Genomic DNA, 23,653 nt, shown 5'->3' on the forward strand with positions numbered 1-23,653 from the left:
GCGGACGTCACAATGGAAGCCGCGGCGGAAGCGAAGACCGAAGCGAAGACCGAGACCGCGGCCGCGGCCGGGGCCGAGACCGAAGCCAAGGCCGAAGCCAAGTCCGGGGCCGAGACCGAGGCGCACAGCCGCAGCCGCACCCCCTCCCGCCGTGCCCTCCTCGGCTGGGGCGGCGCCGGACTGGCGCTCGGTGCCGTCGCGGCCGGCGGTACGGCCGCGGCCCTGCGCCTCGGCGACGACGACAAGTCGCCGGCCGCCGCCGAGGGCGAGGCCGTGCCCTTCTACGGCCCCCACCAGGCCGGCATCGCCACGCCCGTCCAGGACCGGCTGCACTTCGCCGCCTTCGACGTGCGCACCGACGACCGCGAGCAGTTGATCAAGCTGCTGAAGGAGTGGACGGCCGCCGCCGCCCGGATGACCGCCGGTCACGAGGTCGGCGAGGGCGCCATCAGCGAGAACGACGAGCTGCCGCCGGACGACACCGGCGAGGCGCTGGGCCTCAAGCCGTCCCGGCTGACGCTCACCTTCGGCATCGGGCCCACCCTGTTCGAGAAGGACGGCAAGGACCGCTTCGGCCTCAAGGGCCGCCGTCCCAAGGCCCTGATCGACCTGCCGCCGTTCCCCGGCGACAACCTGGACCCGGCCCGCAGCGGCGGCGACCTCTGCGTCCAGGCGTGCGCGGACGACCCGCAGGTCGCGGTGCACGCGATCCGCAACCTGGCCCGCATAGGCATGGGCCGGGTGGCGATCCGCTGGTCGCAGCTCGGCTTCGGCAAGACGTCCTCGACGACGCCGGACGCCATGACGCCCCGCAACATGATGGGCTTCAAGGACGGCACCCGGAACATCGCGGGCACCGAGACCGACCGGCTCGACAAGTTCGTGTGGGTGGGCGAGAAGGACGCCGACGGCTGGATGGCCGGCGGCTCGTACCTCGTCGCCCGCCGGATCCGCATGCACATCGAGACCTGGGACCGCACCTCCCTGAAGGAGCAGGAGGACGTCTTCGGCCGCGACAAGGCCGAGGGCGCGCCGCAGGGCAAGCGGCGGGAGCGCGACGAACCCAACCTCCGGGTGCTGAAGCCCACCGCGCACGTCCGCCTCGCCCACCCCGACAGCAACGCGGGGGCGACCATCCTGCGCCGCGGCTACTCCTTCACGGACGGCACCGACGGCCTGGGCCGGCTCGACGCCGGACTGTTCTTCATCGCCTACCAGCGCGACGTCCGGGACGGCTTCGTGCCGATCCAGACCCGGCTGTCGCGTTCGGACGCCCTCAACGAGTACATCCAGCACGTGGGTTCGGCCGTCTTCGCCGTCCCGCCGGGCGTCCGCGACAAGGACGACTGGTGGGGCCGGACGCTGTTCGGCTGACGGCCCCGCATACGAAGGAGGCGCCGCGTGTTCGGCAACTACCTGATCGGCCTGCGCGAGGGACTGGAGGCCAGCCTGGTCGTCTGCATCCTCGTCGCCTACCTGGTCAAGAGCGGTCGCAGGGACGCCCTGCGGCCGGTCTGGCTCGGCATCACCGCGGCCGTGCTGCTCAGCATGGGCTTCGGCGCCGTGCTCCAGTACGGCTCGCAGACCATGACGTTCGAGGCGCAGGAGACGCTGGGCGGATCGCTGTCCGTCATCGCCGTGGGCCTGGTGACGTGGATGGTCTTCTGGATGCGGCGCACCGCGCGGCACCTGAAGAAGGAGCTGCACGGCAAGCTGGACGCGGCGCTGGCGATGGGCACCACCGCACTGGTGGTGACGGCGTTCCTGGCCGTGGGCCGGGAGGGCCTGGAGACCGCGCTGTTCATCTGGACGGCGGTGCAGGCCACCGACGACGGCGTACGGCCGCTGGTCGGCGCGCTGCTCGGGCTGCTCACGGCGGTGCTGCTGGGCTGGCTGTTCTACCGGGGCGCCCTGAAGATCAACCTGGCGAAGTTCTTCACCTGGACCGGCGGGATGCTGATCGTGGTGGCGGCGGGCGTGCTCGCGTACGGCTTCCACGACCTCCAGGAGGCCGACGTCCTGCCGGGGCTGGGCTCGAAGGCGTTCGACATCAGTGAGCAGGTGCCGGTCGACAGCTGGTACGGGACGCTGCTGAAGGGCGTCTTCAACTTCCAGCCGGACCCGACGAAGCTCCAGGTGTGGGTGTGGGCGCTGTACCTGGTCCCGACCCTGGTGCTGTTCTTCCGTCCCGGTCGCACCGGTAAGGTGGCGCCGTCCCGGGCAGCCACCGCTGCCAGCGCAGCCACCGAGGAGTCCAAGGCCGATGCGACGTCGGACGCGCCCGCGTCTTCCGCGCCTTCCGCGTCGTCTGCCGCGCCTTCTCCGTCGTCCGCCGTGGCCGGTGCCGTCCCGGGTGCTCCCGCTGCTCCTGCTGCCGGCGCTGCTGGCGGCGACCGGGTGCGTGACGGTGCACGGCGAGCGGGAGATCGTCCCGGCGGTGGAGAAGGCTGAGGCCGCCAAGGTCCTCGGCGACTTCACCGCCGGCTACACCAAGGCGTACCGCGCCCTCGACCCGGCCCTCGTGGACCGGGTCGAGACCGGCGCCCTCGCCGAGATCGGCCGCGCCGACGTGACCGCGCAGCGCAAGCTGCTGCCCAAGGGCAACCCGGGCTATCCGGCGCTGGAACTGCGCGACGCCCGGTTCTCCATCCCCAAGTCGGCCGGCTGGCCGAAGTTCTTCGTGGCCGACACCCTCAGCAACCGGGACGCCAACCGGTGGCTGGTGGTGTTCACGCGCGACAGCGCCAAGGACCCGTGGAAGGCCGCCTACCTGACGCTGCACGCGCCGGGCACGGTCCCCGCGTTCCGGACGGACGGCGACGGCTGGGCGGAGGCCGTTCCGGTACGGGCCGGCGAGCCGTCCGGGCTGGCGCTGGACCCCGACGCGGTCAGCGGCGCGTACACCGGCTTCCTGCGCACCGGCAAGGGCGACGTCTTCGCCCCCGACCTCGCCACCACCCAACTGCGCGCCGACCGCGCCAAGCTCGCGCGGACGCCCACGTTCTGGACCGACTGGATCGACACCCCCGAGCAGGGGCCCGGCTACCCCGCGCTCGCCCTGCGCACCACGGACGGCGGGGCCGTCGTCTTCTTCACCGCCCACCACCGCGAGAAGCGGACCATGGCCAAGGGCGTCCGTCCCGCCGTCACCGAGCAGCGGACGAAGTCCCTGCTGACCGGGCGGCTGTCGACGGCGATCACGTACACGCGGGTGTCGGAGTCGGCGGTGCGGGTGCCGGCGAAGGGGGCGGCGGGAGTGAAGGGGGCGACGGCGTCCCGGGTGCGGTTCCTGAACCGGATCGAGTCGCTGATCGCGGCGAAGGGCGAGTAGGGGCGAGTAGGGGCGCGGGCGAGTAAGCGCGAGCAGGGGTGAGGGGCGAGGGCGGGCGCCGGGGGATCCGGGCCCGGCCCGTCAGCGGTCCGGGCGGGGCCGGACAGGCCGGCGGTACGGCCCGGACGGGGCCGGCGGTACGGCCCGGACGGGGCCGGCGGTACGGCCGCCCGTTCAGCGGCCGATCGGCCAGGCCGCGTGGTGCTCGTGGTCCGGCCGGTCCCCCGCGTACTGCGCGCACGCGTCCGTCAGCGTCTCCAGCAGCGTCAGCGGATCCGGCAGCGGCCGTTCCGGTCCCAGCAGCCAGGCCACGTACGCGTCGTCGCCGGGGAGGCGGGAGGGCGGCAGGAGGACGTAGCTGCCGCGGCAGTGCCAGCGCAGGCCGGGGTGTTCGTCGAGGGTCTCGGGGTGGCAGTCGAGCTCGCAGGGCCACCACTCGTCCTCGTCGTCCGGGGTGCCGCGGGTGGCGGTGAAGAAGAGCATGCGGTCGGGGGCGACGGTGGCGACGGGCCCGACCTCGACGCCGGCGGCCGTGAGCCGGTCCAGCGCCTTGCGGCCGGCCTCGGCGGGGACGTCCAGGACGTCGTGGGCCATGCCGGTGGCGGTGACGAAGTTGGCCTCGGGCTGGGCCCGGAGCCATTTGGCGACCTTCTCCGGGTCGGTGGTGGCGAGGGTCTGCCAGGCGAAGGAGACGGGGTGCCGGCCCGGGGTGGGACAGCCGATGCGTTCGCACGAACACCCGTAGCCGGAGGGGTGGGCGGCCGGGGCCAGGGGGAACCCCGCGGCGGCCGCGGCCAGGAGCAGTTCCTCGCGGGCGGCACCGGTGGCCGCCCCCGCACCCGTATCGCCGCCCGCTCCGCTCCTGGGGCGGCGCAGCCACTGGGAGAATCTGCTCTTGCGTTCCATCTATCCCCTCACTTCGACCGCGGTCTCCGGTCAATGCTGCCACCATCCGGCGCCCGGCGTGACCGTCGGGCGCATCCGAGGGTGTGACACCTACCGCTCCGGCGGCCGGGCCGGGGCGCCGAGGGGCGTCGGCGGGGCCCGGCGGGCGGGATTCAGCGGGGGGTGAGCCCCCGCAGGGTGATCTCGACGACGCTGTCGGCGTAGGCGTGGGTGAGGGGCTGGGTGCGCAGCATCCAGCGGTGGGCGAGCGGGCCGACGAGCAGTTCGAGGGCGATGCGCGGGTCCACGTCCGGGTCGGCCTGCCCGGCCTCCTGGGCGGCGCGCAGCCGGGTGACGTAGAGCTGGAGCTGCGGTTCGAGCACCGCCCGGGTGAACTGGGCGCAGAGGTCCGGGTTGGCGATGCTCTCGGCGGCGAGGGCGCGTGAAGGGGCGTCGTAGCGCGGGCTGTTGAGTTCGTCGACGGTGGCGCGGAGGACGGTCTTGAGGTCGGCTTCCAGGTCGCCCGTGTCGGGCAGTTCGTGGTGCCCCTCGGCGGCGTCCTCGCCGAGGGCGACGAAGGCGTCCAGGAGGACGGCGGCCTTGGAGGGCCACCAGCGGTAGATCGTCTGCTTGCCGACGCCGGCCCGGGCGGCGATGGCCTCGATGGTGAGCCGCTGGTAGCCGGTCTCGCCGGTGAGTTCGAGGGCGGCTTCCAGGATCGCGCGACGGGAACGCTCGCTGCGGCGGTTGGCGTCGGGCGGGGTCTTGGTGGTGGCCATGGGGGCAGGGTAGCGGTTCGACGAGGCGAGACGTTCCGTCTCGTTGGGGGTTGACGGGGCGGGGTGGCGCGTGGCGTAATAACGGAGTCGTCGCGAGACGGAACGTCTCGTCTCGCAGAAACGGCGCCCAAGGACCGAAGACCGACGGAAGGAGCCCCCATGACCCGGGGAAACGGCAGGATGCTCGGTGTGGGCGGGACCCGCAGCAATCTCTCGCGCAAGGCACTGCGCGGCAACGCGTCCGGCGGGGCCGGCCGGGGCACCGACCCGCTCGCGCAGAAGCGGGAACTGCTGCGCGCGTTGCGGGAAGGAAGGAGCGGTACCACGGGGGCATGAAGGGCCGTGCGTAAACCACCCGTACGGTTCATGCGCGAACAGCGCCCAGCGTGGACGATTTGGGCACGTACGCTCGCCGCGTACGTGCCCAACACCACCGTGAGGAGCGCGACTTGCGTACCGCAGCACCACGGGCGGCGAGTCCCCGCCGTTATCTGATGTGCCCGCCCACCCACTTCAAGGTCACCTACTCGATCAACCCGTGGATGGACCCGGCCAAACCGGTCGATCTGCCGCTCGCCCTCACGCAGTGGGAAACCCTCCGCGACCGCTACCGGGCCCTCGGTCACACCGTGGAGGAGCTCGAACCCCGCCCGGAACTCCCCGACATGGTGTACGCGGCGAACGGCGCCACCGTCGTCGACGGCCGTGTCCTCGGCGCCCGCTTCGCCCACCCGCAGCGCGCGGCGGAGGCGGCGGTGCACGTGGAGTGGTTCCGCTCGCACGGCTACCCGGTGGTCCGCGAGCCCGAGCACATCAACGAGGGCGAGGGCGACTTCGCCGTCACCGACTCCTGGCTGCTCGCCGGCCGGGGCTTCCGCAGCAGTCCGCTGTCGCACCCCGAGGCCCAGGAGTTCTTCGGCCGTCCCGTCATCGGCCTGGACCTGATCGACCCCCGCTACTACCACCTCGACACGGCCCTGTGCGTCCTCGACGCGGCCACCGACGAGATCATGTACTACCCCGGCGCCTTCTCCCCCGGCAGCCGGGCCGTCCTGGAACGCCTCTTCCCCGACGCGCTCGTCGCCGACGCGGAGGACGCGGCGGCACTCGGCCTCAACGCGGTCAGCGACGGCCGCCACGTCCTCCTCCCCCAGGCGGCCGTCGGCCTCTTCGGCCCCCTGCGGGAACGCGGCTTCGAGCCGATCGGAATGGACCTGGGCGAGCTGCTGAAGGGGGGCGGCAGCGTGAAGTGCTGCACGCAGGAGTTGCGTTGAGGGGTGGGGGTGAGGTGGGGGGCGGTTTGGGGGCTGGGCGCCGCCGGGGCCGGGGCCAGGCCGGAAGGCCGGGTGCCGGGCCGCCCGGGGTGGCGGCGCGCCCCGGCGGGGTCGGCGGTCGCCGCCGACCCCCGTCGCCGGTCCCCGTCGTCACTCCTCGTCGCCCTCCGGCGGCCACGCGTCGCCCCAGTCCGTGTCGCGGGCGGCGCGGTAGAGGTCGCCGTGGCGCTTGGTGACCGTCTCGCGGCGCAGCCCGTCGTCGCGGGTGCACAGTTCCAGGAGGACCTGGCCCTTGCGGATCTGCGGGCGGCGTACGACGCGGGCGCGGGCGGCGGGGAGGCCGTCCGTGCCGCCCGTGGTCCGCACGGCCGCGACGTACGAGAACTTCTCGTCCTCGTACGCCAGCGAGCCGCCCTTGACCTGCCGGTGCAGGGAGGACCTGCTGACGCGGGCCGAGAAGTGGCACCAGTCCGCGCCCGGCTCTATCGGGCAGGCGGCGCTGTGCGGGCAGGGGGCGACGACCTCGAAGCCCGCCGCGATCAGCCGGTCGCGGGCCTCGATCACCCGGCGGTAGCCCTCCGGGGTGCCCGGTTCGACGATCACGGCGGCGCGGGCACGGGCGGCCTGGTCGACGACGGAACGCCGGGCGTCGTCGGTGAGTTCGCCGAGAACATACGAGACGGTGACGAGGTCGGTGCCGTCGGGGACGGCCGGGCCGCCGCCGATGACCTGCCGCTGCCAGCGCGCGGCGCGCAGCGCGGGCGAGGCGGCGGTGCCGGCGAGTTCGGCGCCCAAGGCGAGGGCGGGTTCCGCCCAGTCCAGGACGGTGGTCGTCCGCTCGCCCTCCGGCCAGGCCGCCGCGACGGCCCAGGTCGCCGCGCCCGTACCGCCGCCGAGGTCCACGTGCGAGCCGGGCGACCAGTCGGGCAGCCGGTCCCGGAACGCCTCCAGCGCGTGCCGGACGGCCTCGAAGGTCGCGGGCATGCGGTAGGCGGCGTAGGCGGCGACGTCGGAACGGTCGCGCAGGACCGGCGCGTCGGTCGGGGTCCGCCCCCGGTAGTTGGCGATCAGCCGCTCGACGGCCCGGGCGGCCTGCCGGGGCGGCAGACCGTCGAGCAGTCCGGCGAGCGCGGCGCGGAGGTTCTCGCCGGTCGGCGGCGTGTTCTCGGGGGCGTGCATTGGGTGGATTTTACGGGGTGGACGAGGACGGAACGGCGCTGCCCGCGCCACCGGCGCCCGGCCGTTCCCAGGGCGCGCAGCCGAGAGCGCGTACCCCGGCACTCGAACGCGGCCGACCCGCGCGACTCGGACGACCGGGCCACTACTCCGCGAGCCCGTCACCCGCCGAGCCGGTCGTACCCACCCTGTCCGCGCCCCCGCGCGGGCCGCGCCGCCGACACAGCAGGACGAAGCTGAGCACCGCCGCCACCGCGCAGGTGAGCTGGACGGCGGCCATCGGGACGGCCGTGTGCTCGCCGGCGATGCCGACGAGCGGGGAGGCGACGGCGCCGAGCAGATAGGTGGAGGTGCCGAGCAGGGCCGAGGCGGAGCCGGCCGCGTTGCCGGAGCGCATCAGGGCCTGGGCGTTGGTGTTGGGCATGGCCAGGCCCATGGCGGCCATCAGGACGAAAAGCCCGGTGGCGACCGCGGCCAGCCCCGGCTTGCCGAGGACGCCCGTCGTCATCACCAGCAGGGCCGCCGCGGCCAGGGTGATCACGGCGAGGCCCCAGCCGAGGGCCTTGTCCAGGCTGACGCGCCCGACCAGCACCTTGCCGTTGATCTGGCCGACGAGGACCAGGCCGACGGAGTTGAGGCCGAACAGCAGGCTGAACGTCTGCGGCGAGGCGCCGTAGATGTCCTGGACGACGAACGGCGACGCCGAGATGTAGGAGAAGAGGGCGGCGAAGGCGAAACCGCCGGAGAGCATGTAGCCGGTGAAGGCGCGGTCCGCGAGCAGGCCGCGCATCGCGCGCAGCGTCCCGCCGAGGCCGCCGGACTGCCGGCGGCCGGGCGGCAGGGTCTCGTCGAGGTAGCGGTACACGAGGAACGTCAGGGCGAGGCCGACGCCGGTGAGCACCACGAAGACGCCGCGCCAGTCCGTGAAGCGCAGCAGCTGCCCCCCGATGAGCGGTGCGACGACGGGGGCCACGCCCGATATCAGCATCAGGGTGGAGAAGAAACGGGCCATGGCCACGCCGTCGTACAGGTCGCGGACCACGGCGCGCGCGATCACGATGCCCGCCGCGCCGGCCAGCCCCTGGACCAGGCGGAACGCGATGAGCATGGGCGCGTTGGGGGCGACCGCGCAGAGGACGGTGGCGACGACGTAGAGGGCCATGCCGACGAGCAGCGGCCGGCGGCGGCCCCACTTGTCGCTCATCGGGCCGACGACGAGCTGGCCCAGCGCCATGCCCATGAGGCAGCCGGTGAGGGTGAGCTGGACGGTGGCCGCGGGACTTCTCAGGGAGTCCGTCACCTCGGGGAGCGCCGGCAGGTACATGTCCATGGACAGCGGGGCCACGGCCGTGAGCCCGCCCAGGGCGAGGGTGACGAACAGCCGGTTCCGACGGCCGGGCGGCGCCCCGGCCGGGGAGGATATGTGCCGGTCGGACGGGGCGCCCCCGGGCGCTTGGGCCGCGGCGGGTGCGGGCTCCTTCATGCATTACTCCATGGCTCGTACAGGTATCCCTCCATCGTGTCATGGACGCATCCCAACCCCGTTCCTTACAAGGGCGCACAGCAGCGGGGGCGCGCCCGCCCATGCGCCTCATACGCCTCCCGGAATGGCTGGTTCCGGGAGTAGCGTCCCGTCACGCTCGGCCCAAAGGCAGGCTTCGCGCAGGCGCGCAGGCTCACAGGCGCGCAAGGGGGCATCAGGCACGCGGACACCCGCCGGGGCCATACCGAGGGGGACGGACATGAGCGCCGGAGATCCACCACACCTGCCCGATCCACCGGGGACCCCGCTGTGGCGCCGCGTCTGGGCCTACTGGGTCACCGGCGGGCTGGCCATCGTGCTCGGGTCGCTCCTGCCGATCCTGCTCCAGGGACACTCCTCGAACGACAAGGCGGATCCGCCGACGCCCCCGCCGACGGGCGGCCCGACGAGCGGTCCGACGAGCGGCAGCCCTTGGACGCCCCCGGCCTCCGGCCCGACGACCCCGGCCCCCGGACCGGTGACCACTCCGCCCCAGCCGGTCTTCCCGCCGTACACGACGGCGCCCGCGACCCTACGGGTCTCGGCCAGTGTCACCAGCGTCCTGACCCAGGGATCGGCCGGCGTCGGCCTCACCAAGGTGCAGGTGAACGTCACGTTCAACGGCCTGAAGGGCCAGATCGCCTCCATCAGGTGGCATACGTACAACGACCTGACCAAGCAGTCCCTGAGCCTCGACAGCACCATCCGTTCGCCGGTCCTCAACTGGGACATCACCAACTGGCACCCCACCTTCGTCGTCGTCAACCCCGCCGTGCACTGGCAGCTCCAGGTGACGGCCTACGGGCCGGACGGCACCCAACTCGCCACGAACCACTCGAACTTCACGTTCTCCTCGTGACGGGGGCGGACGGTGAGGATGGTGGTACGCGATGGGGGGCGGGGGCTGAGTTTGGCGCGATTTGACCCTTGAGGGCACTTCCGTCGCGCACGCCGGAAAAGAGTTCGATGCACCACGCAACCGTCATCGCTCTTTTCCCGTATTCCCCAGTGAAGCCCCGCCATCGGGTCATCGAGACCCAACGGGTCCATCAGGGAGGAATACGCCATGAACCGTGCCTACCGCTTCGCCATAGCCGGTGCCCTCGCCGCCGGCCTCGCCGCCGGAGGCGCTGCCACCGCCTTCGCCGCACCGGCCCCCGCGCCCGCTCCCGTCGCGTCCGCCCCCGTCACCTCCGTGGCCACCGCCGCCCCGGCGGCCAAGCCCGCGCTCACCGCCCAGTCGAGCGTCGCCACGATCGGCGCGTGGCAGGAGTTCCGCGTCAGTGGCAAGGCCACCGGCATCAAGCCGGGCACCACGGTCGTCCTCCAGCAGAAGCAGGGTGCCAAGTGGGTCTCCCTGCCCGCGAAGGTCACCGTCAGCAAGAGCTCCACCTACTCCATGCGCGTCAAGCTCGGCATCAAGGGCAAGAACGCCCTGCGGGTGGCGGGCGGCGGCGCGGTCTCCGAGCCGATTTACGTCACCGTGCGCTGAGGCGACGCGCACGCCGTTCCCTCCGGGGCCCTGTACCGGCGGCCGGCCGGGCGGGACCTCCGGGGGGCGGTTACCCCGTACGGTCTGCGCACTGGGGCCGTGCACGCCCCGACACCACCGGAATAACCGGCCTCCTCCGCCCGGTTGGTGTGGCCATGACGATCACCGACGGCACCGCCGCCTCTTCCGCGTCCGCCGCCCCCACGGCCCCCGCCACCCCCACCGAGGTCCTGCGCTACACCGCCTTCTCCACCGACCCCGCGGGCGGCAACCCCGCCGGCGTCGTCCTGGACGCGGCCGGGCTGGACGACGCGGAGCTGCTGCGGATCGCCGCCGAAGTCGGTTACAGCGAGACCGCGTTCGTCACCGCGCCGCCCGAGGGCGCCGCCGAGCCGGACCGGTCGTTCACCCTCCGCTTCTTCAGCCCGCTGGCCGAGGTCTCCTTCTGCGGCCACGCCACCGTCGCCACCGCCGTGGCCCTGGCCGAGCGGCGCGGCCCCGGGGAGTTCGTCTTCGCCACCCGAGCGGGCACCGTCCCGGTCTCCGTCGCGGAACACGACGGCGTCCTGCGCGCCACCCTGACCTCGGTCGAGCCGCACACGGAGGAGGCCGCCGCCGAGGACGTCGCCGAGGCGCTGGCCGCCCTGGACTGGCCCGCCGCCGACCTCGACCCGGCCTTCCCGCCGCGCATCGCCTACGCCGGCGCCCGCCACCTCGTCCTCGGCGCGGCCACCCGGGAGCGGCTCGCCGCCCTGGACTACGACTTCGAGCGGCTGGCCGCCCTGATGCGGAAGCTGGACCTCACGACGGTGCAACTCGTGTGGCGTGAGAGCGAGTCGGTGTTCCACGTCCGCGACCCCTTCCCCGTCGGCGGTGTGGTCGAGGACCCCGCGACGGGCGCGGCGGCCGCCGCCCTCGGCGCGTACCTGCGGGAACGCGGCCTCGTCGGCGACGACGCGACGCTCACCCTGCACCAGGGCGACGACCTCGGACGTCCTGGTGTCCTGGAGGTCGTCCTCCGGCCGGGCGACCCGCGGGTGCGGGTGTCGGGGACGGCTACGCGGATGGGCTGAGGCGGATCGGTCGAGGCTGATCGGTTGCGGCGGATCCGCTGCGGCGGATCGGCTGGTACAGGCGGGCCGGTCGGCGCAGGGCCGTCGGCGCCGGACGGTCGGCATGGGACGGTCGGCATGGGACGGTCGGCATGGGACGGTCGGCATGGGACGGTCGGCATGGGACGGCTGGAGCGGGCCGGCCCGCGAGCCGACGGCCAGGGGGGTGCCGCCCGACGGCACCGCACCCGGCCGGGTGCCCGCACCCCCTCGACGGCCTCGGGAGTCCCACCCTTCACGAGGTAACGGCCGCCGTGGGCGCGGATGGACGGCTCGGCGGCCCGGTGGTACCGGCCGGCGGCCTCGGCGTCCGGCACGTCGGCTTCGACGATCACGTGGGCGGGCATGGGACTCTCCTCCGTCCGGTTCGTGCGGTGGTCCGGTTCAGGTGCTCCGGTTCGGATGCACCGGTCAGAGCCGGTCCGGAACGACCGGCCCGCTCGCACGGGCCCCCACGCCGGTCCCCGCCCCCGCTGCGTCCACCGGCCGGAGCCGCCCCGTCCGGGCCAGGAAGGCGACGAACGCGGCCATGACGATCCACCCGGGCCACCCGGTGAGCCCCATGTGCAGCGGATCGAGTGCGGCGTCCGGGTCGGCGAACTCCTTGACCATGCCCACGCTCAGGGAACTGACGAAGGCGTGGGCGACGACGGCGGGCACCACCGAGCCGGAGCGCAGCCGCAGCCAGGTGAAGACCGGCAGGACCAGCGTGCAGCTCACCACCATCGCGGGCACGGACACGTACCAGGACCGGCCGGGGTACTGCCCGCCCATGATCAGCGTGGGCAGGTGCCACAGGGCGAAGGCGGCGCCGGTCAGCAGGTACGCCCGGAGCGGGCGCGTCCGGTGGCCGTCCCGCAGCAGGCGCGGGAACAGGTAGCCCTGCCAGCCCAGTTCCTCGCCGAAGAACAGCGGCAACGACACCACCAGCCCCACCGACCCGCCGGCCAGCCAGCCGGTCACACTCCCGGCGTCCAACTCCCCGACGGGATACCGTCCGACGAGGGCTCCGAGGGCCAGTGCCGCCAGGGTGAGCCCGGCGGGCACAGCGGCGGCCGTCAGGCACTCCCGCACCGCACGCCCCCACGGCCTCGGCCACCTCAGCGCCAGCGCCTCCCACACCCGCCCGCCCCCACGCCGTCCGTACCGCACGGCGACGACCGCACCGAGCGCGGGCGCGAACATCGCGACGGCGATGCACACTTCCGCCAGCGCGCCCGTCGCCTCGCGGGCGTCACCCCGCCGGTACCCGGTCACCAGCAGCGGCAGCATGGCCAGCCACATACCGGCGTACGCCACCCCGAGATAGAGCCACAGGTCCCGCCGCCGACCGTCCGGTCGCACCCGCCCGGACCCCGCCGGCCGCGAACCCACCCGCCTGGAAAGGGGCGTTCCCCCCGTCGAATTCGTCATGCAGCCGACGCTACGAAGCGGCGCGCACCCCCGTAATCCGGCCGACTACGCCTCGGAGGTGCAGTTTTCTGCACCTCACACACCGGCACAGCCGCCCGGAAGGTTTCCCTCACGTCCGGCTAGTATCCGATCATGATGCTGGTGGGACTGGTGGTGTTCCTCTTCGTCTTTTCCGCATGCTTCTTCGTCGCATGGCTGCTCTGCTACCTGCCGTGGCGGCTCGCCCGCCGGACGGTGGAGGCCCACCGGCTGCGCGCCCACGGCCCCCGCGTGACGGGCCGGGTGGTCTCCGTTTGCACCGGTACGGACGACGACGGCGACCCGCGGTACTACCCTGTCGTCTCCTTCGCTCTCAAAAGCCCGCCGCACACCACCATCGAGGCGAGATCGGCGACCGGCTCACGACGCAGCTACACCCTGACCCCGGGAGAGAAGGCGGCGGTCTTCTACGCCCCCCAGAACCCGGAGAACGTCATGGCCGTCGGGCAGGACTCGGCCGGCGGCCCGTTGCGGTACGGGGTCCTCACGCTCCTCGCCGGAGCGCTCTGCGCCGGGGCGCTGCCCTTTGTGCTCATGTGGTGGTACACGTGGGTGAGGATCACGCTGAGGTAGCCCTCCGGGCCTCCCTCAACCCGTCCCCCAGCCCCACCGTGACCACGATCTTGCCCACTTGCCCGTTGCCCTCCAGATGGCGGTGGGCGTCGGCGATGGCGTGCAGCGGGAAGGTGCGGTCGATCAGCGGGGAGAGCGCGCCGGAGCGGAGGCCAGACTCGATGAAGGCGGTCGCGCGCCGCTTGCGGTCGTCGTGGTCGAGGACGGCGGGCAGGGCGAAGCCGTAGACGGCGAGCGGCCAGTGCGGGGGCAGAGGGGTGGGGCGTCCGTCGAGGGAGCCGTAGACGATCAGCATGCCGTCCCGGGCCACCGTCCCGGCGAGACGGCTGACTTCGGGTCCGCCCACCGCGTCGAAGACCACGCGGGCGCCCGCGCCGTCCGTCAACGCGTCCATCAGCGCGACGAGATCGTCCTCGTCCAGGGTGATCACCCGCGCGGCGCCGGCTTTGAGGAGCTGCTCCCTCTTGGCGACGGTGCGGGTGACGGCGATCGGGACGGCGCCGACGAGGTTCGCCACCTGGATCGCCGCGATGCCGACGCTGCTGGAGGCGGCGGTGATCAGTACCGTGTCGCCCGGGCGCAGTCCTCCGATCTCCACGAGGGCCCCGTACGCGGTGAGGTACGACAGCCAGGTCGCGGCCCCGGTGACCGCGTCCACCGACGGGTGTCGCCGGAACAACGTGCTCGCCGGGACGTTGACGCGCTCCGCGTAGACGCCGTAGGCGGACATCGCGCCCGCGGCCGTCGCCAGCACGGTCACCGGGTCGCCGGCGGCGAACCCCTCGACCTCCGGACCCACCTCCTCGATCACGCCCGCCGCCTCGGCGCCGATGCGGGACGCGGGCAGGTCGGGCGCGTAGTAGTACGCCCCCGCCCGGAACAGGGCCTCCGACCGGTTGAGGCCCATCGCCTCCACCCGGACGCGGACCTCGCCCGGCCCCGGTGCGCCGAGCTCCACTTCCTCGATCCGCAGCACCTCAGGGGCCCCGACCTCGTCGAACAGCACCGTTTTGGCCTTCATCGCCCCGCCCTTCGTCGCGCCCGCGGCGCCTCCGAACTGACACCGCACGTTTTCCGTGCACCGTTCAGTTTTCACTCAGTGCACTGTAATGCAGCGCTGTAAGGTGTCAAGCGTGACCCCACACACCCAGGGCAGACGGGCCCGGCTCCGCGCCCAGACCACGGCGGAGATCAAGGCGACGGCGCTCCGGCTGCTGTCCGAGGGCGGACCGGACGCCATCTCGCTGCGCGCCATCGCCCGCGAGATGGGCATGAGCGCCAGCGCCGTCTACAGCTACTTCGCCACCCGGGACGACCTGATCACCACGCTGATCAACGACGTCTACTCGGCGCTCGTCGACCGCGCGGAAGCCGCGCGCGACGCCTGCCCCGCCGACGACACGGCCAGCCGGATCCAGGCCTGGTGGCGGGCGCTGCGCGACTGGGCGCTCGCCGAGCCGGACGGTTTCCGGCTCGTCTACGGCGATCCGGTGGCCGGGTACGTCGCGCCGGCCGGCGGCCCGGCGCCCCGCCCCTCCAAGCGCGCCTGCCTGGGCCTCGTCGAACTCATCGCCGCCGCCTGGCCGCAGGCCGCGCCCCGGCAGCCGCCCGGCGACCACGCGTGGTCCGACTTCACGCCCGAGCTCGCCGAGGAGATCCGCGGGCACCTGCCGGACGTGTCCCCCGGCGCGGTCGCGCTGGCCTTCCGCGTCTGGGGCCGGATGTACGGACTGATCGGACTGGAGGTCTACGGCCACCTGCGCCCGAGCCTGACCGACCCCGGGGCGCTCTACGAGGCGGAGCTGCGCGATCTGGTCGTGTCGCTGGGGCTGGTGGCGCCGGAGCGACGCTGAGGCAGGCGGCGGTCGGGGGAGGAGGGGGCACCCGAAGGGGTCGCTCGGAGGGGCCGTTCGGAGGGGCCGTTCGGAGGGGTCACTCGCGCCCCGTCACTTCACTCCACCCTCCCCCGACCCGTCCCCCCACTCCCCCGCCCCCGGCCTCCGCCCCGCCACTTCGCTCCCGACCCGTCACTCCTCGCCCCTACCCCCGCTCCCGGCACAGCGCGACAGCGGCAGCCCCCGCCAGGGTCAGGCCGCCCGCCGCGAGTGCGGCGCGGCTCATGCCGAGCCCGGCCTCGTGGGCGGTCCCGCCACCGTGCGGGACGGCCGCCATGGCGGCGGCGATCAGGGCGACACCAACCGACGAACCGAGGTACCGCGCCGCGTTGCCGGCGGCGGATCCAAGGGACACCCGGTCGGCCGGTACGCTCCACACGGCCGGCCCGGCGAGCGCCGAGTTCACGACCCCGCTGCCGACACCGGCGACGACCAGGCCGGGCAGGAACCGCCACCACGACGCGTGCTCGCCGATGCCCGCGAGGGCGAGTTCGCCGGCGCCGCAGCCGGCCAGTCCGGCCGCCGCCTGGTGCCGGTCCGCCACCCGCCCCGCCAGCCGGCGGGCCTGCGGGGCGACGGCGAACGACAGCCCGGACCAGACGCCCAACAGGGCGGCGCCGCGCAGCGGCCCCATGCCGGACAGACTCTGGACGACCATCAGGACGTACGGCATCAGGCCGACCACACCGGCGCCGATCACCAGCGCGCCGACCGCGAAGGCGACGAACTCGGGCCGCCGCAGCAGCCCGAGGTCCGGCAGCGGCGCGGTGACACGCCGTTCGACGACCGCGAACGCCGCGAGCAACACCGCCAGGGGCAGAGCGCCGATCCCACACTGTGTGGGACGACCGGGTCAGCGAGGCGCTGCGGCGCAAGCCGCACCGACCTCTTCCCGGAGCACCCGGAAGCGGCGGTTCGGTCCGGCGGGATCGACGGGGCGTACGGAACGCGGGCCGGGGCGTAGGCCGGGCCCGCGCGCCTCTCAACTCCCGCCGAAGCGGCGGACGTAACGCTTCTGCCAGGGCGTCTCGACGGCGCGCGGGTCGTAGTGCCGCCGCACGTACGCCACCGCCTCCCCGGCCGGGACCCCGTCGAGCACCGCGAGGCACGCCAGCGCCGTGCCCGTCCTGCCGCGTCCGCCGCCGCAGGCCAGTTCCACCCGCTCGGCCGCAGCCCGTTCCCATGCCGCCCGGAACACCGTCCGGGCCCGCTCCCGGTCGGCCGGCAGCCGGAAGTCGGGCCAGCGCAACCACTCCGCCTCCCAGGCCACTCCGGGAGGCCGCTCCCCCAGCAGATACACGGCATACTCCGGAACCGGCCCGTCCGGCACCGGCCGCCGCAGCGCGCGCCCCCGCACCAGCCGCCTGGAGGGGAGGCGGAGGAGGCCAGGGGTGTTCTCGGGCCATGTGAGGTTCACGTGACCACCTTAAGTGGCGGCGTCCGCGCCGTCCGGCGGTCGACCGACCCATCCTCACGGGTGACCGAAAGGGCTGAACTCCCCATCGAAAGAGTGCGTTTATTGTCGCTTGCATCACGACAGCAGTGCACAGAGGGTGTGAGGTGCATCACTTTCACATACTCGCAAAGCGTGCTACCTGCACTCATGACGGGGCGTCACCCCCACCTCACGCCGATCGACATCTGACCGCTTGTCGAAATCGATCTTGAATAACGGGCAAGATGGACCCGTTGCAGCAGCGCAGGGGTGACGTAGATCTCAATCCTGCGGATCGGCTTGCGCTCTTGGTGACACTTGTACTGCGGAAGGGCGAGAGCCCCATCCCTGAGCCCGCGAAGCCGTGGGGATGAGGCCCTCTACCACCCACCGCAGCGGGGCCTCGGTCCTCACGGACCGGGGCCCTGTGCCGTGCGCAGGCGGATCACACCCAGTCCCACACCATCCTGAAGACGGCGTAGAGCGGACCGATCCAGCGGACCCGGCGGTAAAGCCGGTCCAACCTGCTGCCGCCGCGGTGACCCTCCGGACGTGTGGCCATCGGGCCACCCCCTTCCGGGGTCCAGCGTTCGTGGACCCCATGGAGTGCTCCACGAAGCCGTCGCTTCCCCGGAGGGGTGGTTGGTAACGCATCACCCTAGCGGTCGGAGTTGACGGTGGGACCCCACCACCGTCCAACCACAAGCGCCCACCAGGCCGCCCCAACAGGCACCGAGTGCCGCGATATTCACGCGTTCGATGGAACGGTCGCTCGAATCACGCTTCTCACCAGGGCGGTTACCGGCAGGCACGGTGATGCGGAGTGCCAGTTCCCCTGACGCCCGTCACCTAAATCACACTCCCCGCCCGGGTCTTGCCCGGCCGGCAACGTAACGCCCCAGTCCCCGCGACCGTCCCGAACGGCCGCCGGACCGGGCGGAGTCGATCTCCCGAAGGCCCGTTGTCAGTGGGGGGTGCCATGCTCTTCCCATGGACAACGACGTGCGGAGGAACGGGGGAACGGACGGCGTGGCAGCACGCCGCCCGGTCCCCCCGTCCCAGCGCGCGCCCGGCCAAGCAGCGTACGGAGAACGACCGTGGACGATCTCGTGAACGACACCGTGAGCACCGCCCTCCCCGTCTTCCCCTACCACCCCGACCCCCTGGCCACCGGCTCCGTCGCCCCCGACCCGCACACCGCCTGCGCGTGCTGCGGACGCGTTCGCGGCCATGTCTACGCGGGTCCGGTGTACACCGCGTCGGACGAGGATCTACGCGGCCGGCTCTGCCCCTGGTGCATAGCGGACGGCAGCGCCGCCGAGCGGTACGACGCCTCCTTCTGCGGGGTCGTGGCGGGCGATGTGCCCGAGGCCGTCCGGACGGCCGTGGACCGGCGCACCCCCGGCTTCACGGCCTGGCAGGAGTCGGTCTGGCTCTCCCATTGCGGGGACGCCGCCGCCTTCCTCGGCCCGGTCGGCAGCGCCGAGTTGGCCGCGTATCCGGACGCGCTCGACGCCCTGCGCCGCGAGGCCGTCGCCTGGCAGTGGTCCGCCGACGAGATCGAGCGCTACCTCGGCTCGTTCGACCGGGAGGGCCAGCCGACCGCCTACCTCTTCCGCTGCCGGGTGTGCGACGCGCACCTGGCCTACTCCGACTTCACATAGCCAGATGGATAGATGGCGTAGGTGACGGTGTCCATGAACGGATCGGCTTCCCGACGGCCACGGGCCCCCGGCCCTGTCGGGGTCTGCCCTCTCGGCCGACGCGGCCCGCTCGGCCGGCACGACTCTCCCGGCCGACGCGGCCGACGCGGCCCACTCGGCCGGCTCGGCCCCATCGGCCGACTCGCCGCCCGTCTCCAGGGCTCGCGCCGTCCCCTCCGACCGCGCGAGCCCCGAAGTCCAGTGTCCCGCCCGCCCCGTGCGGCGGCCGGCCGGCTCCGCCGGGCGGTCCGGGACGTCCAGGGCTTCCGGAGTGCCCTGGACTTCCGGGGGATTCTGGGCTTCCGGGGCGTCCAGGTCGGACGGACGGCGGCGGGTGCGGCGACGGTCGCGACGGTGGTGTACGAGTCGGGGGTACGGGGCCCGGTGGTGAAGCCGGTGGTGCGGGGGCCGGTGCGGGAGTCGGCGGTGCGGGAGCCGGTGGCCGACGGGTTTGCGCGGAGAGGGCCGGTCAGGCTCACGTCGGTCACAGGGCTCACGTCGGTCACTGGGCGCCCACCAGGCCCTCACCCCGTCCCGCCAAGGGTGCCGCCGGCCCCTCCCCCGCCCGGGCTCCCGCGGTCACTCGCGGAGGACGATCCGGCCCAGCGGCGTCACGAGCAGCCCGAACCGGTCCGCGTGGATCAGCCGGCGGGCCACCGGCACCGCCGTGCCGCCACTGGCGGGAGTCACCGTGCCCGTCGCCGTCGAGCTGTCCGTCGCGTAGACCTCGTGCTCCTCCACGACCAGCCGGTACTCCGAGAGCGGCAGCAGTTGCGGCGCCGGTGGCACCAGGTCGCCGGACCAGACGAACGAGGACCCCTTGGGGACGCAGGTGAGTTCGAGGACCGTGCCCGTCCCGGCCCAGTCCAGGTCGCCGCTGCCGACGGCCCGCCGCTCCACGGAGGCGAGGACGCGGCGGCTCGCCGCCATCGCGGCCTGACCGCTGCCGACCCGTTTGCCCAGGGCGTTCGGCGCGACCGGGCCGCTCAGCTCCAGCCGGACGGCGCCGGCGGACGTCATGGTCGCGGTGACCGTCCGGTCGGGCAGCAGTTGGAGGAAGTCCGCGGTCACGACCTTGGACAGGTGCAGCGGGTCCACGGAGTAGGGCTGGTAGCGGGCCAGGGCCAGGCGCAGGTACGGGAAGTAGGCCGTGGCACCGGCGGCCGGCCCGAGGTCGACGTCGATATCGCAGGTCCACAGCCGCAGTTCGTGATCGTAATCGGGGGCGAACGCGGCGACCGAGGCGGTCGCGGGCGCGCCGCCCACCGGTTCGGCGAGCACCCGCCCGTCGGCGGTGAGCGCGGCGCCCGGGAAGTTCGCCGGGGCGAGCCGGGGCGGGGCCGTCGGGTCGTCCCAGACCGGGTCGGTGGCGCAGCGGGTGACGAGTTCGTCGGGCAGCGGGGCCGCGGCACCCGGGCCACCGGTTCCGGTGCCGGGATCGAGGACGACGGCGAGGAGTTCGTCGTCGCCGGACGAGAACCAGGGGCGGCGCAGGTGCACCCGGAAGCCGGCGTGCCGGCGGGTGCGGGTCACCCGGTGCCGTTCGTGGTCGACGGTCTGCTCCCAGCGGACGGTGGGGACGAGGTGGCTGACGTCGGGCGGTTCGGGGCGGCGGGAGCTGGGGACGTGCCAGCCGTGTCCGTCGGGCCCCGCGCTCGCCGGGCCCTTGCGGGTGATCAGGTCGGTCCGGTCGGTGATGGCCGGGTGGAAGTACTCGCGGAACCGGGTGGTCGCGGTCGGCGTGTAGGTGACGGCGCGGTGCAGGGTGTCGCGGAACTCGTGGCGGAGGCCGAAGAGGGAGTGGTCGTCCTCGTAGCGTTCGAGGGTGAAGTGGCCGATGCGCGCGTGCCGTTCGGTGCGCTGGGGTGCGTCCTGGGCCACGTCGTCCGTCCACTCCTGCCAGCTCGCGTCGATGTCGACGCGTCCGGTGCTGCGGGCGTGGCTGTGGAGGCGTCCGGTGAAGGGAGTGAAGGTCTGCTCCGCCTCGCGGGGGAAGGTGAGCGGGCCGAGTTCCGGTGGGGCGAGCGGTTTCTCCACGGCGTGGACGAGGGTGAGTTCGACCCAGGGGGTGATCATCCAGTTCTCGCCGTCGGCCGCCGCGGCGGTCAGCTCGTCCTTCTTCGCCTGCGGCAGTCCGGTGGTCGGGTCCGGGTCGTTCCAGAGCTTGGAGGCGGTCAGCAGTTCCCAGGCGCGGAAGAGGGTGAGGTCGGCGGGGTCGAGGCGGCAGCTCATCCGGACGGTGGCGACGGTGGCCTTGGGCAGCCGGACGGTCAGTTCGCGCTCGAGGAGTCCGCTCCAGACGGGCGGCCCGTCCCCTTCGACGATCTTCAGTCGCAGCGGCCGGGCCTGCGGCCAGGGCCCGGGGAAGTCGTAGGTGGCGTTGGGCGGTGCCCCCGGCAGGCCGCGCAGGGAGACGCCCCGGGCCGGGACGTCCGGCAGGTACGGCAGCAGGAGCTGCGCGCCCCGGTGGACGACGTACTCGCCGGGCCGGAGGCCCTGCCCCCGGGGGACGGGGAGTTCGGTCGGCGGTTCGGTGTCGTGGACGTCGTGTTTCGCGACCTTGATCTCACCGAGGAGTTTGAGGTCGGTGGTGACGTCGGGGTTCTCGGGAAGGCTGACGACGGTGTCCAGGTAGCTGCCGGCCTCGCGGGACGCGGCGGTGAAGTAGCGGCGGCGGACCAGGTCCGCCTTGTCGGGCCCGAACACGGTGTCGTACATGCCGTGTTGCTCGGCCGTCTGGAGCGGGGTCTTGGGTGGGCTGACGTGCCGTTCGTCCCAGGCGCGGTAGCGGCGGTCCAGCCCGTCGACGGGCGATTCCGCCCGGTGGTCGGGGACCTGGGTGTTGCGCGTCGCCGCCCAGGCGTCGGGCGGCACCGGCGTCCCGTCGTCCCGCACGGTGCTGCGGATGACCAGCCGCGGTTCCGACTCGCCTTCCAGGAAGGGCCACCGGGGCACGAGCGCGGGCGGCGGCACGGGCTCCCAGCGCCGGTAGGTGACGGGCGCGGAGGCCGTGCCGTCGGGGGTGTCGGCGTCGAGGCCGGGACCGTTGCCGGCGAGGTCGCAGAGCCGGGCGCGCAGCCGGTACGTCCGCCCGAAACGCAGGGCGGGCAGCGACCCCTTGACCGGGCGGAACGCGGTGTCCAGCGGGAAGACCGGCGACACCTCGGGCGCGGGCACCCGGGGCCGGTCGTCCGGCCCGAGGGTCCGGCCGGGCGGCGGCGCGGCCAGACTCCAGCCGTGCCAGCCGCAGAGGGCCTGGTGGACGTAGAGCTGGTTGTCGTCCCTCTTGTCGTGGGTGACGGCGGTGGCCTTGACGTGTCCCTCGTCAGGGGCGACGGCCAGCGGCACGACGGGCTGCCCCGGGCGGCGGATCGCGTAGCGGCCGGTCCGCGCGCACAGCGGGCGCCAGACGGTGACGGGCGCGGCGGCCTCTCCGCCGGTCCCCGCCTCCGCCGCCTCCTCCGCCGCTTGTCCCTCCGCCGTGTGCTCCTCCGCCTCCGCCGGCTCCTCGACCACGCCCACGTCGACGCGGTAGCCGCGGACGAGGTCGGAGGCGTCGAGGACGGCGACGGCGGGCGTCTGGCCCGCCGGGCCGACGCCGGCCGTGTGCCGGGCGTCGGCCTCCATCCGGTCGGCGAGCTCCGCGTCCCGGCCCTCCCGGAAGACGGTGAGTCCGGCGCCGTGCAGGGCGGGCGGGGCCGTGCTGTCGGGGGCGGCGGACGCCTTGGGGTCGCTCATCGCGGCGAGCGCCTGGTCCACGATCCGGGAGAACTCCACGAACTTCATCGCGGCCCCGTCCACGTCCAGGTCGGTGACCAGGATCCCGTCCCCGCCGAGACGCAGCATCCGCCGTCCGTACGGGCCGTCGTCCGGGGCGTACGGCTCGAAGCGGCTCCCGGTGACGTAGCGCAGGTCCGTCCACGGCCGCAGGCCCTCGTCGTCGTTGAGCCGTCCCTGGTCCGCGGTGAACCGGACCCGCGCCTGCCAGCGGTCGGCGAGCCCGGGCGGCGGGGTGACCAGCAGGTCGACGGCGAGGCCGAAGCGGCGCAGGAGCTCCGGGTAGTCGGCGAGCAGGGCGCAGGCGGTGTGGAAGTCGACGTCGGGTGCCGTGGGCGGGGGTGGTGTGGGCACCTGGGGGCGGTCGTAGAAGCGGTACGCCTCCGCGAGGTTGTGGGCGGCGGCGTTGCCCCGGTAGGCGTCGCTGGTGCGGTCCATGAACCGGGGGCGGAACGGGTTGGCGGCGACGGCCGAGGGCCCGCCCGTGCCGTGTTCGAGCAGCTGGTCGAGACCGGGGTAGGAGGCGGCGACACCACGGGCCAGCTCCAGCAGGGGTGGGGGGAGCGGGGCCCGGAGGTCGCCGGTGGTCGGGTGGTCCCAGGTGGCGGGCGGCGCGACGGCGGCGCCCTCGGGCCCGGAGGCGGCGGCGCCCTCGGCCCCAGAGGCGGTGGCGCCCTCGGCCCCGGATGTCGTAGCGCCCTCGGCCCCGGAGGGGAAGGCTCCCTCACCCCCGGACGGAAAGACGCCTTCGCCGCCCGTCGGAAGGGTGCCCTCCCCGCCTGTCGGAAGGGTGCCCTCCCCGCCCGACGGGAAGGCCCGGCGGCGGGCGGTGGCCGTGGCGACGGCCTCGTAGAGGGTGCCGATCCGGTCGTGGACGTCCCGGGCGGGATAGGAGCGCAGGGTGGGCGGCACGGCCGCGGCGGCGGCGAAGGCGCCGGCGGGCGGGCGTACGGGGGAGGTGGTCGGGAACAGGGCCTTCCACAGTCCGCTGTCGGCGGGCGGGTAACGGTCCTGCCGGGGCGCGACGGGCACAGCGGTCCCGGGCCCGGTGGTGCCGGGCGCGCGGAACTCGATCCGCAGCGCGGCGATGTAATGCCCGAGGGTGTCGGGCCAGTCGTGGAAGGCGGGGAAGGCGTCGAGCGTGGTCCCCCCGGTGAGGCGGGGGCTGACCAGGACGGTGAGGCGGAGCCGGCCGTCGGCGGCGGTCCCGTCGGGCAGTACGGTCCACCGGATCGTCTCGGGCATGG

20 protein-coding genes and 1 pseudogene are annotated in these 23,653 nt (G+C 73.8%); 11 read left to right on the plus strand and 10 right to left on the minus strand.

Annotated elements, in window-relative coordinates; genetic code table 11:
- Window positions 1-12: 12 nt before the first annotated feature.
- The 3 genes from efeB to J7W19_RS09275 are packed head-to-tail and all read left to right on the plus strand — an operon-like array spanning window position 13 to window position 3,331.
- Window positions 13-1,374, plus strand: a complete 1,362-nt coding sequence (gene efeB / locus J7W19_RS09265; RefSeq protein ID WP_078587625.1) for an iron uptake transporter deferrochelatase/peroxidase subunit — start codon at window positions 13-15, stop codon at window positions 1,372-1,374.
- Between the two features lie 27 nt (window positions 1,375-1,401).
- The gene (efeU, locus tag J7W19_RS09270) at window positions 1,402-2,451 is read left to right on the plus strand and encodes an iron uptake transporter permease EfeU (RefSeq protein WP_004938877.1); all 1,050 of its coding nucleotides are present in this window, start codon (window positions 1,402-1,404) and stop codon (window positions 2,449-2,451) included.
- Window positions 2,354-3,331, plus strand: coding sequence for a hypothetical protein (locus tag J7W19_RS09275; RefSeq protein WP_004938882.1), 978 nt, complete (start codon window positions 2,354-2,356; stop codon window positions 3,329-3,331). Before efeU ends, J7W19_RS09275 begins: the two co-directional genes overlap by 98 nt.
- A 174-nt stretch (window positions 3,332-3,505) precedes the next feature.
- On the opposite strand, the gene J7W19_RS09280 is transcribed toward J7W19_RS09275, so the two are convergent.
- Window positions 3,506-4,237 carry a bifunctional DNA primase/polymerase gene (locus J7W19_RS09280; protein ID WP_004938886.1) on the minus strand — a complete coding sequence of 244 codons (732 nt, stop codon included), beginning with the start codon at window positions 4,235-4,237 and terminating at the stop codon, window positions 3,506-3,508.
- A gap of 152 nt (window positions 4,238-4,389) precedes the next feature.
- Window positions 4,390-4,995, minus strand: coding sequence for a TetR/AcrR family transcriptional regulator (locus J7W19_RS09285; protein ID WP_004938887.1), 606 nt, complete (start codon window positions 4,993-4,995; stop codon window positions 4,390-4,392).
- Window positions 4,996-5,154: 159 nt separating this feature from the next.
- On the opposite strand from J7W19_RS09285, the gene J7W19_RS09290 reads away from it, so the two are divergent.
- Together J7W19_RS09290 and ddaH are read left to right on the plus strand one after the other, a co-directional pair.
- Window positions 5,155-5,331 (plus strand): DUF6243 family protein, encoded by a 177-nt coding sequence (locus J7W19_RS09290; RefSeq protein ID WP_154080459.1) that lies wholly within the window; start codon window positions 5,155-5,157, stop codon window positions 5,329-5,331.
- Window positions 5,332-5,489: 158 nt separating this feature from the next.
- Entirely contained in the window at window positions 5,490-6,269 is a 780-nt protein-coding gene (ddaH, locus tag J7W19_RS09295) for a dimethylargininase (protein WP_004938893.1), read from the plus strand.
- A 150-nt stretch (window positions 6,270-6,419) separates the two neighbouring features.
- Here the strand turns inward: ddaH and J7W19_RS09300 are convergent, their stop codons facing one another.
- Window positions 6,420-7,448, minus strand: coding sequence for a small ribosomal subunit Rsm22 family protein (locus J7W19_RS09300; protein WP_004955262.1), 1,029 nt, complete (start codon window positions 7,446-7,448; stop codon window positions 6,420-6,422).
- Window positions 7,449-7,590: 142 nt separating this feature from the next.
- Window positions 7,591-8,928 carry a multidrug effflux MFS transporter gene (locus tag J7W19_RS09305; protein ID WP_004955259.1) on the minus strand — a complete coding sequence of 446 codons (1,338 nt, stop codon included), beginning with the start codon at window positions 8,926-8,928 and terminating at the stop codon, window positions 7,591-7,593.
- A gap of 259 nt (window positions 8,929-9,187) precedes the next feature.
- Between J7W19_RS09305 and J7W19_RS09310 the strand changes: the two genes are divergently transcribed.
- The 3 genes from J7W19_RS09310 to J7W19_RS09320 all read left to right on the plus strand — a co-directional run bounded on the left by J7W19_RS09310 (window position 9,188) and on the right by J7W19_RS09320 (window position 11,532).
- The gene (locus J7W19_RS09310; RefSeq protein WP_004955255.1) at window positions 9,188-9,826 is read left to right on the plus strand and encodes a hypothetical protein; all 639 of its coding nucleotides are present in this window, start codon (window positions 9,188-9,190) and stop codon (window positions 9,824-9,826) included.
- A 207-nt stretch (window positions 9,827-10,033) separates the two neighbouring features.
- Window positions 10,034-10,459 (plus strand): hypothetical protein, encoded by a 426-nt coding sequence (locus J7W19_RS09315; RefSeq protein ID WP_004955252.1) that lies wholly within the window; start codon window positions 10,034-10,036, stop codon window positions 10,457-10,459.
- Window positions 10,460-10,614: 155 nt separating this feature from the next.
- On the plus strand, window positions 10,615-11,532 hold the full coding sequence (locus J7W19_RS09320) for a PhzF family phenazine biosynthesis protein (RefSeq protein WP_004955250.1): 918 nt from the start codon (window positions 10,615-10,617) through the stop codon (window positions 11,530-11,532).
- A 239-nt stretch (window positions 11,533-11,771) separates the two neighbouring features.
- Here the strand turns inward: J7W19_RS09320 and J7W19_RS09325 are convergent.
- A pseudogene (locus J7W19_RS09325) lies at window positions 11,772-11,918 on the minus strand (DUF1330 domain-containing protein); the annotation flags it as partial.
- A 64-nt stretch (window positions 11,919-11,982) separates the two neighbouring features.
- Window positions 11,983-12,915, minus strand: coding sequence for a CPBP family intramembrane glutamic endopeptidase (locus J7W19_RS09330; RefSeq protein WP_233478083.1), 933 nt, complete (start codon window positions 12,913-12,915; stop codon window positions 11,983-11,985).
- 201 nt (window positions 12,916-13,116) lie between these two features.
- Between J7W19_RS09330 and J7W19_RS09335 the strand changes: the two genes are divergently transcribed.
- Window positions 13,117-13,596, plus strand: coding sequence for a DUF3592 domain-containing protein (locus J7W19_RS09335; RefSeq protein ID WP_004955245.1), 480 nt, complete (start codon window positions 13,117-13,119; stop codon window positions 13,594-13,596).
- Here J7W19_RS09335 and J7W19_RS09340 read toward each other — a convergent pair.
- Window positions 13,583-14,617: a zinc-dependent alcohol dehydrogenase family protein gene (locus J7W19_RS09340; protein WP_004955242.1), complete on the minus strand. Its 1,035-nt coding sequence runs from the start codon at window positions 14,615-14,617 to the stop codon at window positions 13,583-13,585. The two genes, J7W19_RS09335 and J7W19_RS09340, sit on opposite strands and share 14 nt — an antisense overlap.
- A 112-nt stretch (window positions 14,618-14,729) precedes the next feature.
- Between J7W19_RS09340 and J7W19_RS09345 the strand changes: the two genes are divergently transcribed.
- Complete coding sequence (locus tag J7W19_RS09345; protein ID WP_004955238.1) at window positions 14,730-15,449, plus strand: TetR/AcrR family transcriptional regulator; 720 nt, start codon at window positions 14,730-14,732, stop codon at window positions 15,447-15,449.
- A gap of 187 nt (window positions 15,450-15,636) precedes the next feature.
- Here J7W19_RS09345 and J7W19_RS09350 read toward each other — a convergent pair whose 3' ends face one another.
- Window positions 15,637-16,296 carry an MFS transporter gene (locus tag J7W19_RS09350; protein ID WP_051072793.1) on the minus strand — a complete coding sequence of 220 codons (660 nt, stop codon included), beginning with the start codon at window positions 16,294-16,296 and terminating at the stop codon, window positions 15,637-15,639.
- Window positions 16,297-16,473: 177 nt separating this feature from the next.
- Window positions 16,474-16,908, minus strand: coding sequence for a phosphatase domain-containing protein (locus J7W19_RS09355; RefSeq protein WP_004956201.1), 435 nt, complete (start codon window positions 16,906-16,908; stop codon window positions 16,474-16,476).
- A gap of 1,115 nt (window positions 16,909-18,023) precedes the next feature.
- On the opposite strand from J7W19_RS09355, the gene J7W19_RS09360 reads away from it, so the two are divergent.
- A complete protein-coding gene (locus tag J7W19_RS09360) occupies window positions 18,024-18,590 on the plus strand; it encodes a CbrC family protein (protein WP_004956198.1) in 567 nt (188 codons plus the stop codon).
- Between the two features lie 618 nt (window positions 18,591-19,208).
- Here J7W19_RS09360 and J7W19_RS33445 read toward each other — a convergent pair.
- The gene (locus J7W19_RS33445; protein ID WP_210455316.1) at window positions 19,209-23,651 is read right to left on the minus strand and encodes a hypothetical protein; all 4,443 of its coding nucleotides are present in this window, start codon (window positions 23,649-23,651) and stop codon (window positions 19,209-19,211) included.
- Window positions 23,652-23,653: the final 2 nt, after the last annotated feature.

Source organism: Streptomyces mobaraensis NBRC 13819 = DSM 40847, assembly GCF_017916255.1.
Lineage (GTDB): Bacteria > Actinomycetota > Actinomycetes > Streptomycetales > Streptomycetaceae > Streptomyces > Streptomyces mobaraensis.

What these genes read in the sequence shown, in the direction of transcription:
- efeB (WP_078587625.1), top strand. Translation starts at nt 13, where the DNA reads ATGGAAGCCGCGGCGGAAGCGAAGACCGAAGCGAAGACCGAGACCGCG.
- J7W19_RS09340 (WP_004955242.1), bottom strand. Translation starts at nt 14,617, where the DNA reads ATGAAGGCCAAAACGGTGCTGTTCGACGAGGTCGGGGCCCCTGAGGTG.
- J7W19_RS09305 (WP_004955259.1), bottom strand. Translation starts at nt 8,928, where the DNA reads ATGAAGGAGCCCGCACCCGCCGCGGCCCAAGCGCCCGGGGGCGCCCCG.
- J7W19_RS09280 (WP_004938886.1), bottom strand. Translation starts at nt 4,237, where the DNA reads ATGGAACGCAAGAGCAGATTCTCCCAGTGGCTGCGCCGCCCCAGGAGC.
- J7W19_RS09285 (WP_004938887.1), bottom strand. Translation starts at nt 4,995, where the DNA reads ATGGCCACCACCAAGACCCCGCCCGACGCCAACCGCCGCAGCGAGCGT.
- ddaH (WP_004938893.1), top strand. Translation starts at nt 5,490, where the DNA reads ATGTGCCCGCCCACCCACTTCAAGGTCACCTACTCGATCAACCCGTGG.
- J7W19_RS09315 (WP_004955252.1), top strand. Translation starts at nt 10,034, where the DNA reads ATGAACCGTGCCTACCGCTTCGCCATAGCCGGTGCCCTCGCCGCCGGC.
- J7W19_RS09310 (WP_004955255.1), top strand. Translation starts at nt 9,188, where the DNA reads ATGAGCGCCGGAGATCCACCACACCTGCCCGATCCACCGGGGACCCCG.
- J7W19_RS09300 (WP_004955262.1), bottom strand. Translation starts at nt 7,448, where the DNA reads ATGCACGCCCCCGAGAACACGCCGCCGACCGGCGAGAACCTCCGCGCC.
- J7W19_RS09290 (WP_154080459.1), top strand. Translation starts at nt 5,155, where the DNA reads ATGACCCGGGGAAACGGCAGGATGCTCGGTGTGGGCGGGACCCGCAGC.
- J7W19_RS09335 (WP_004955245.1), top strand. Translation starts at nt 13,117, where the DNA reads ATGATGCTGGTGGGACTGGTGGTGTTCCTCTTCGTCTTTTCCGCATGC.
- J7W19_RS09320 (WP_004955250.1), top strand. Translation starts at nt 10,615, where the DNA reads ATGACGATCACCGACGGCACCGCCGCCTCTTCCGCGTCCGCCGCCCCC.
- J7W19_RS33445 (WP_210455316.1), bottom strand. Translation starts at nt 23,651, where the DNA reads ATGCCCGAGACGATCCGGTGGACCGTACTGCCCGACGGGACCGCCGCC.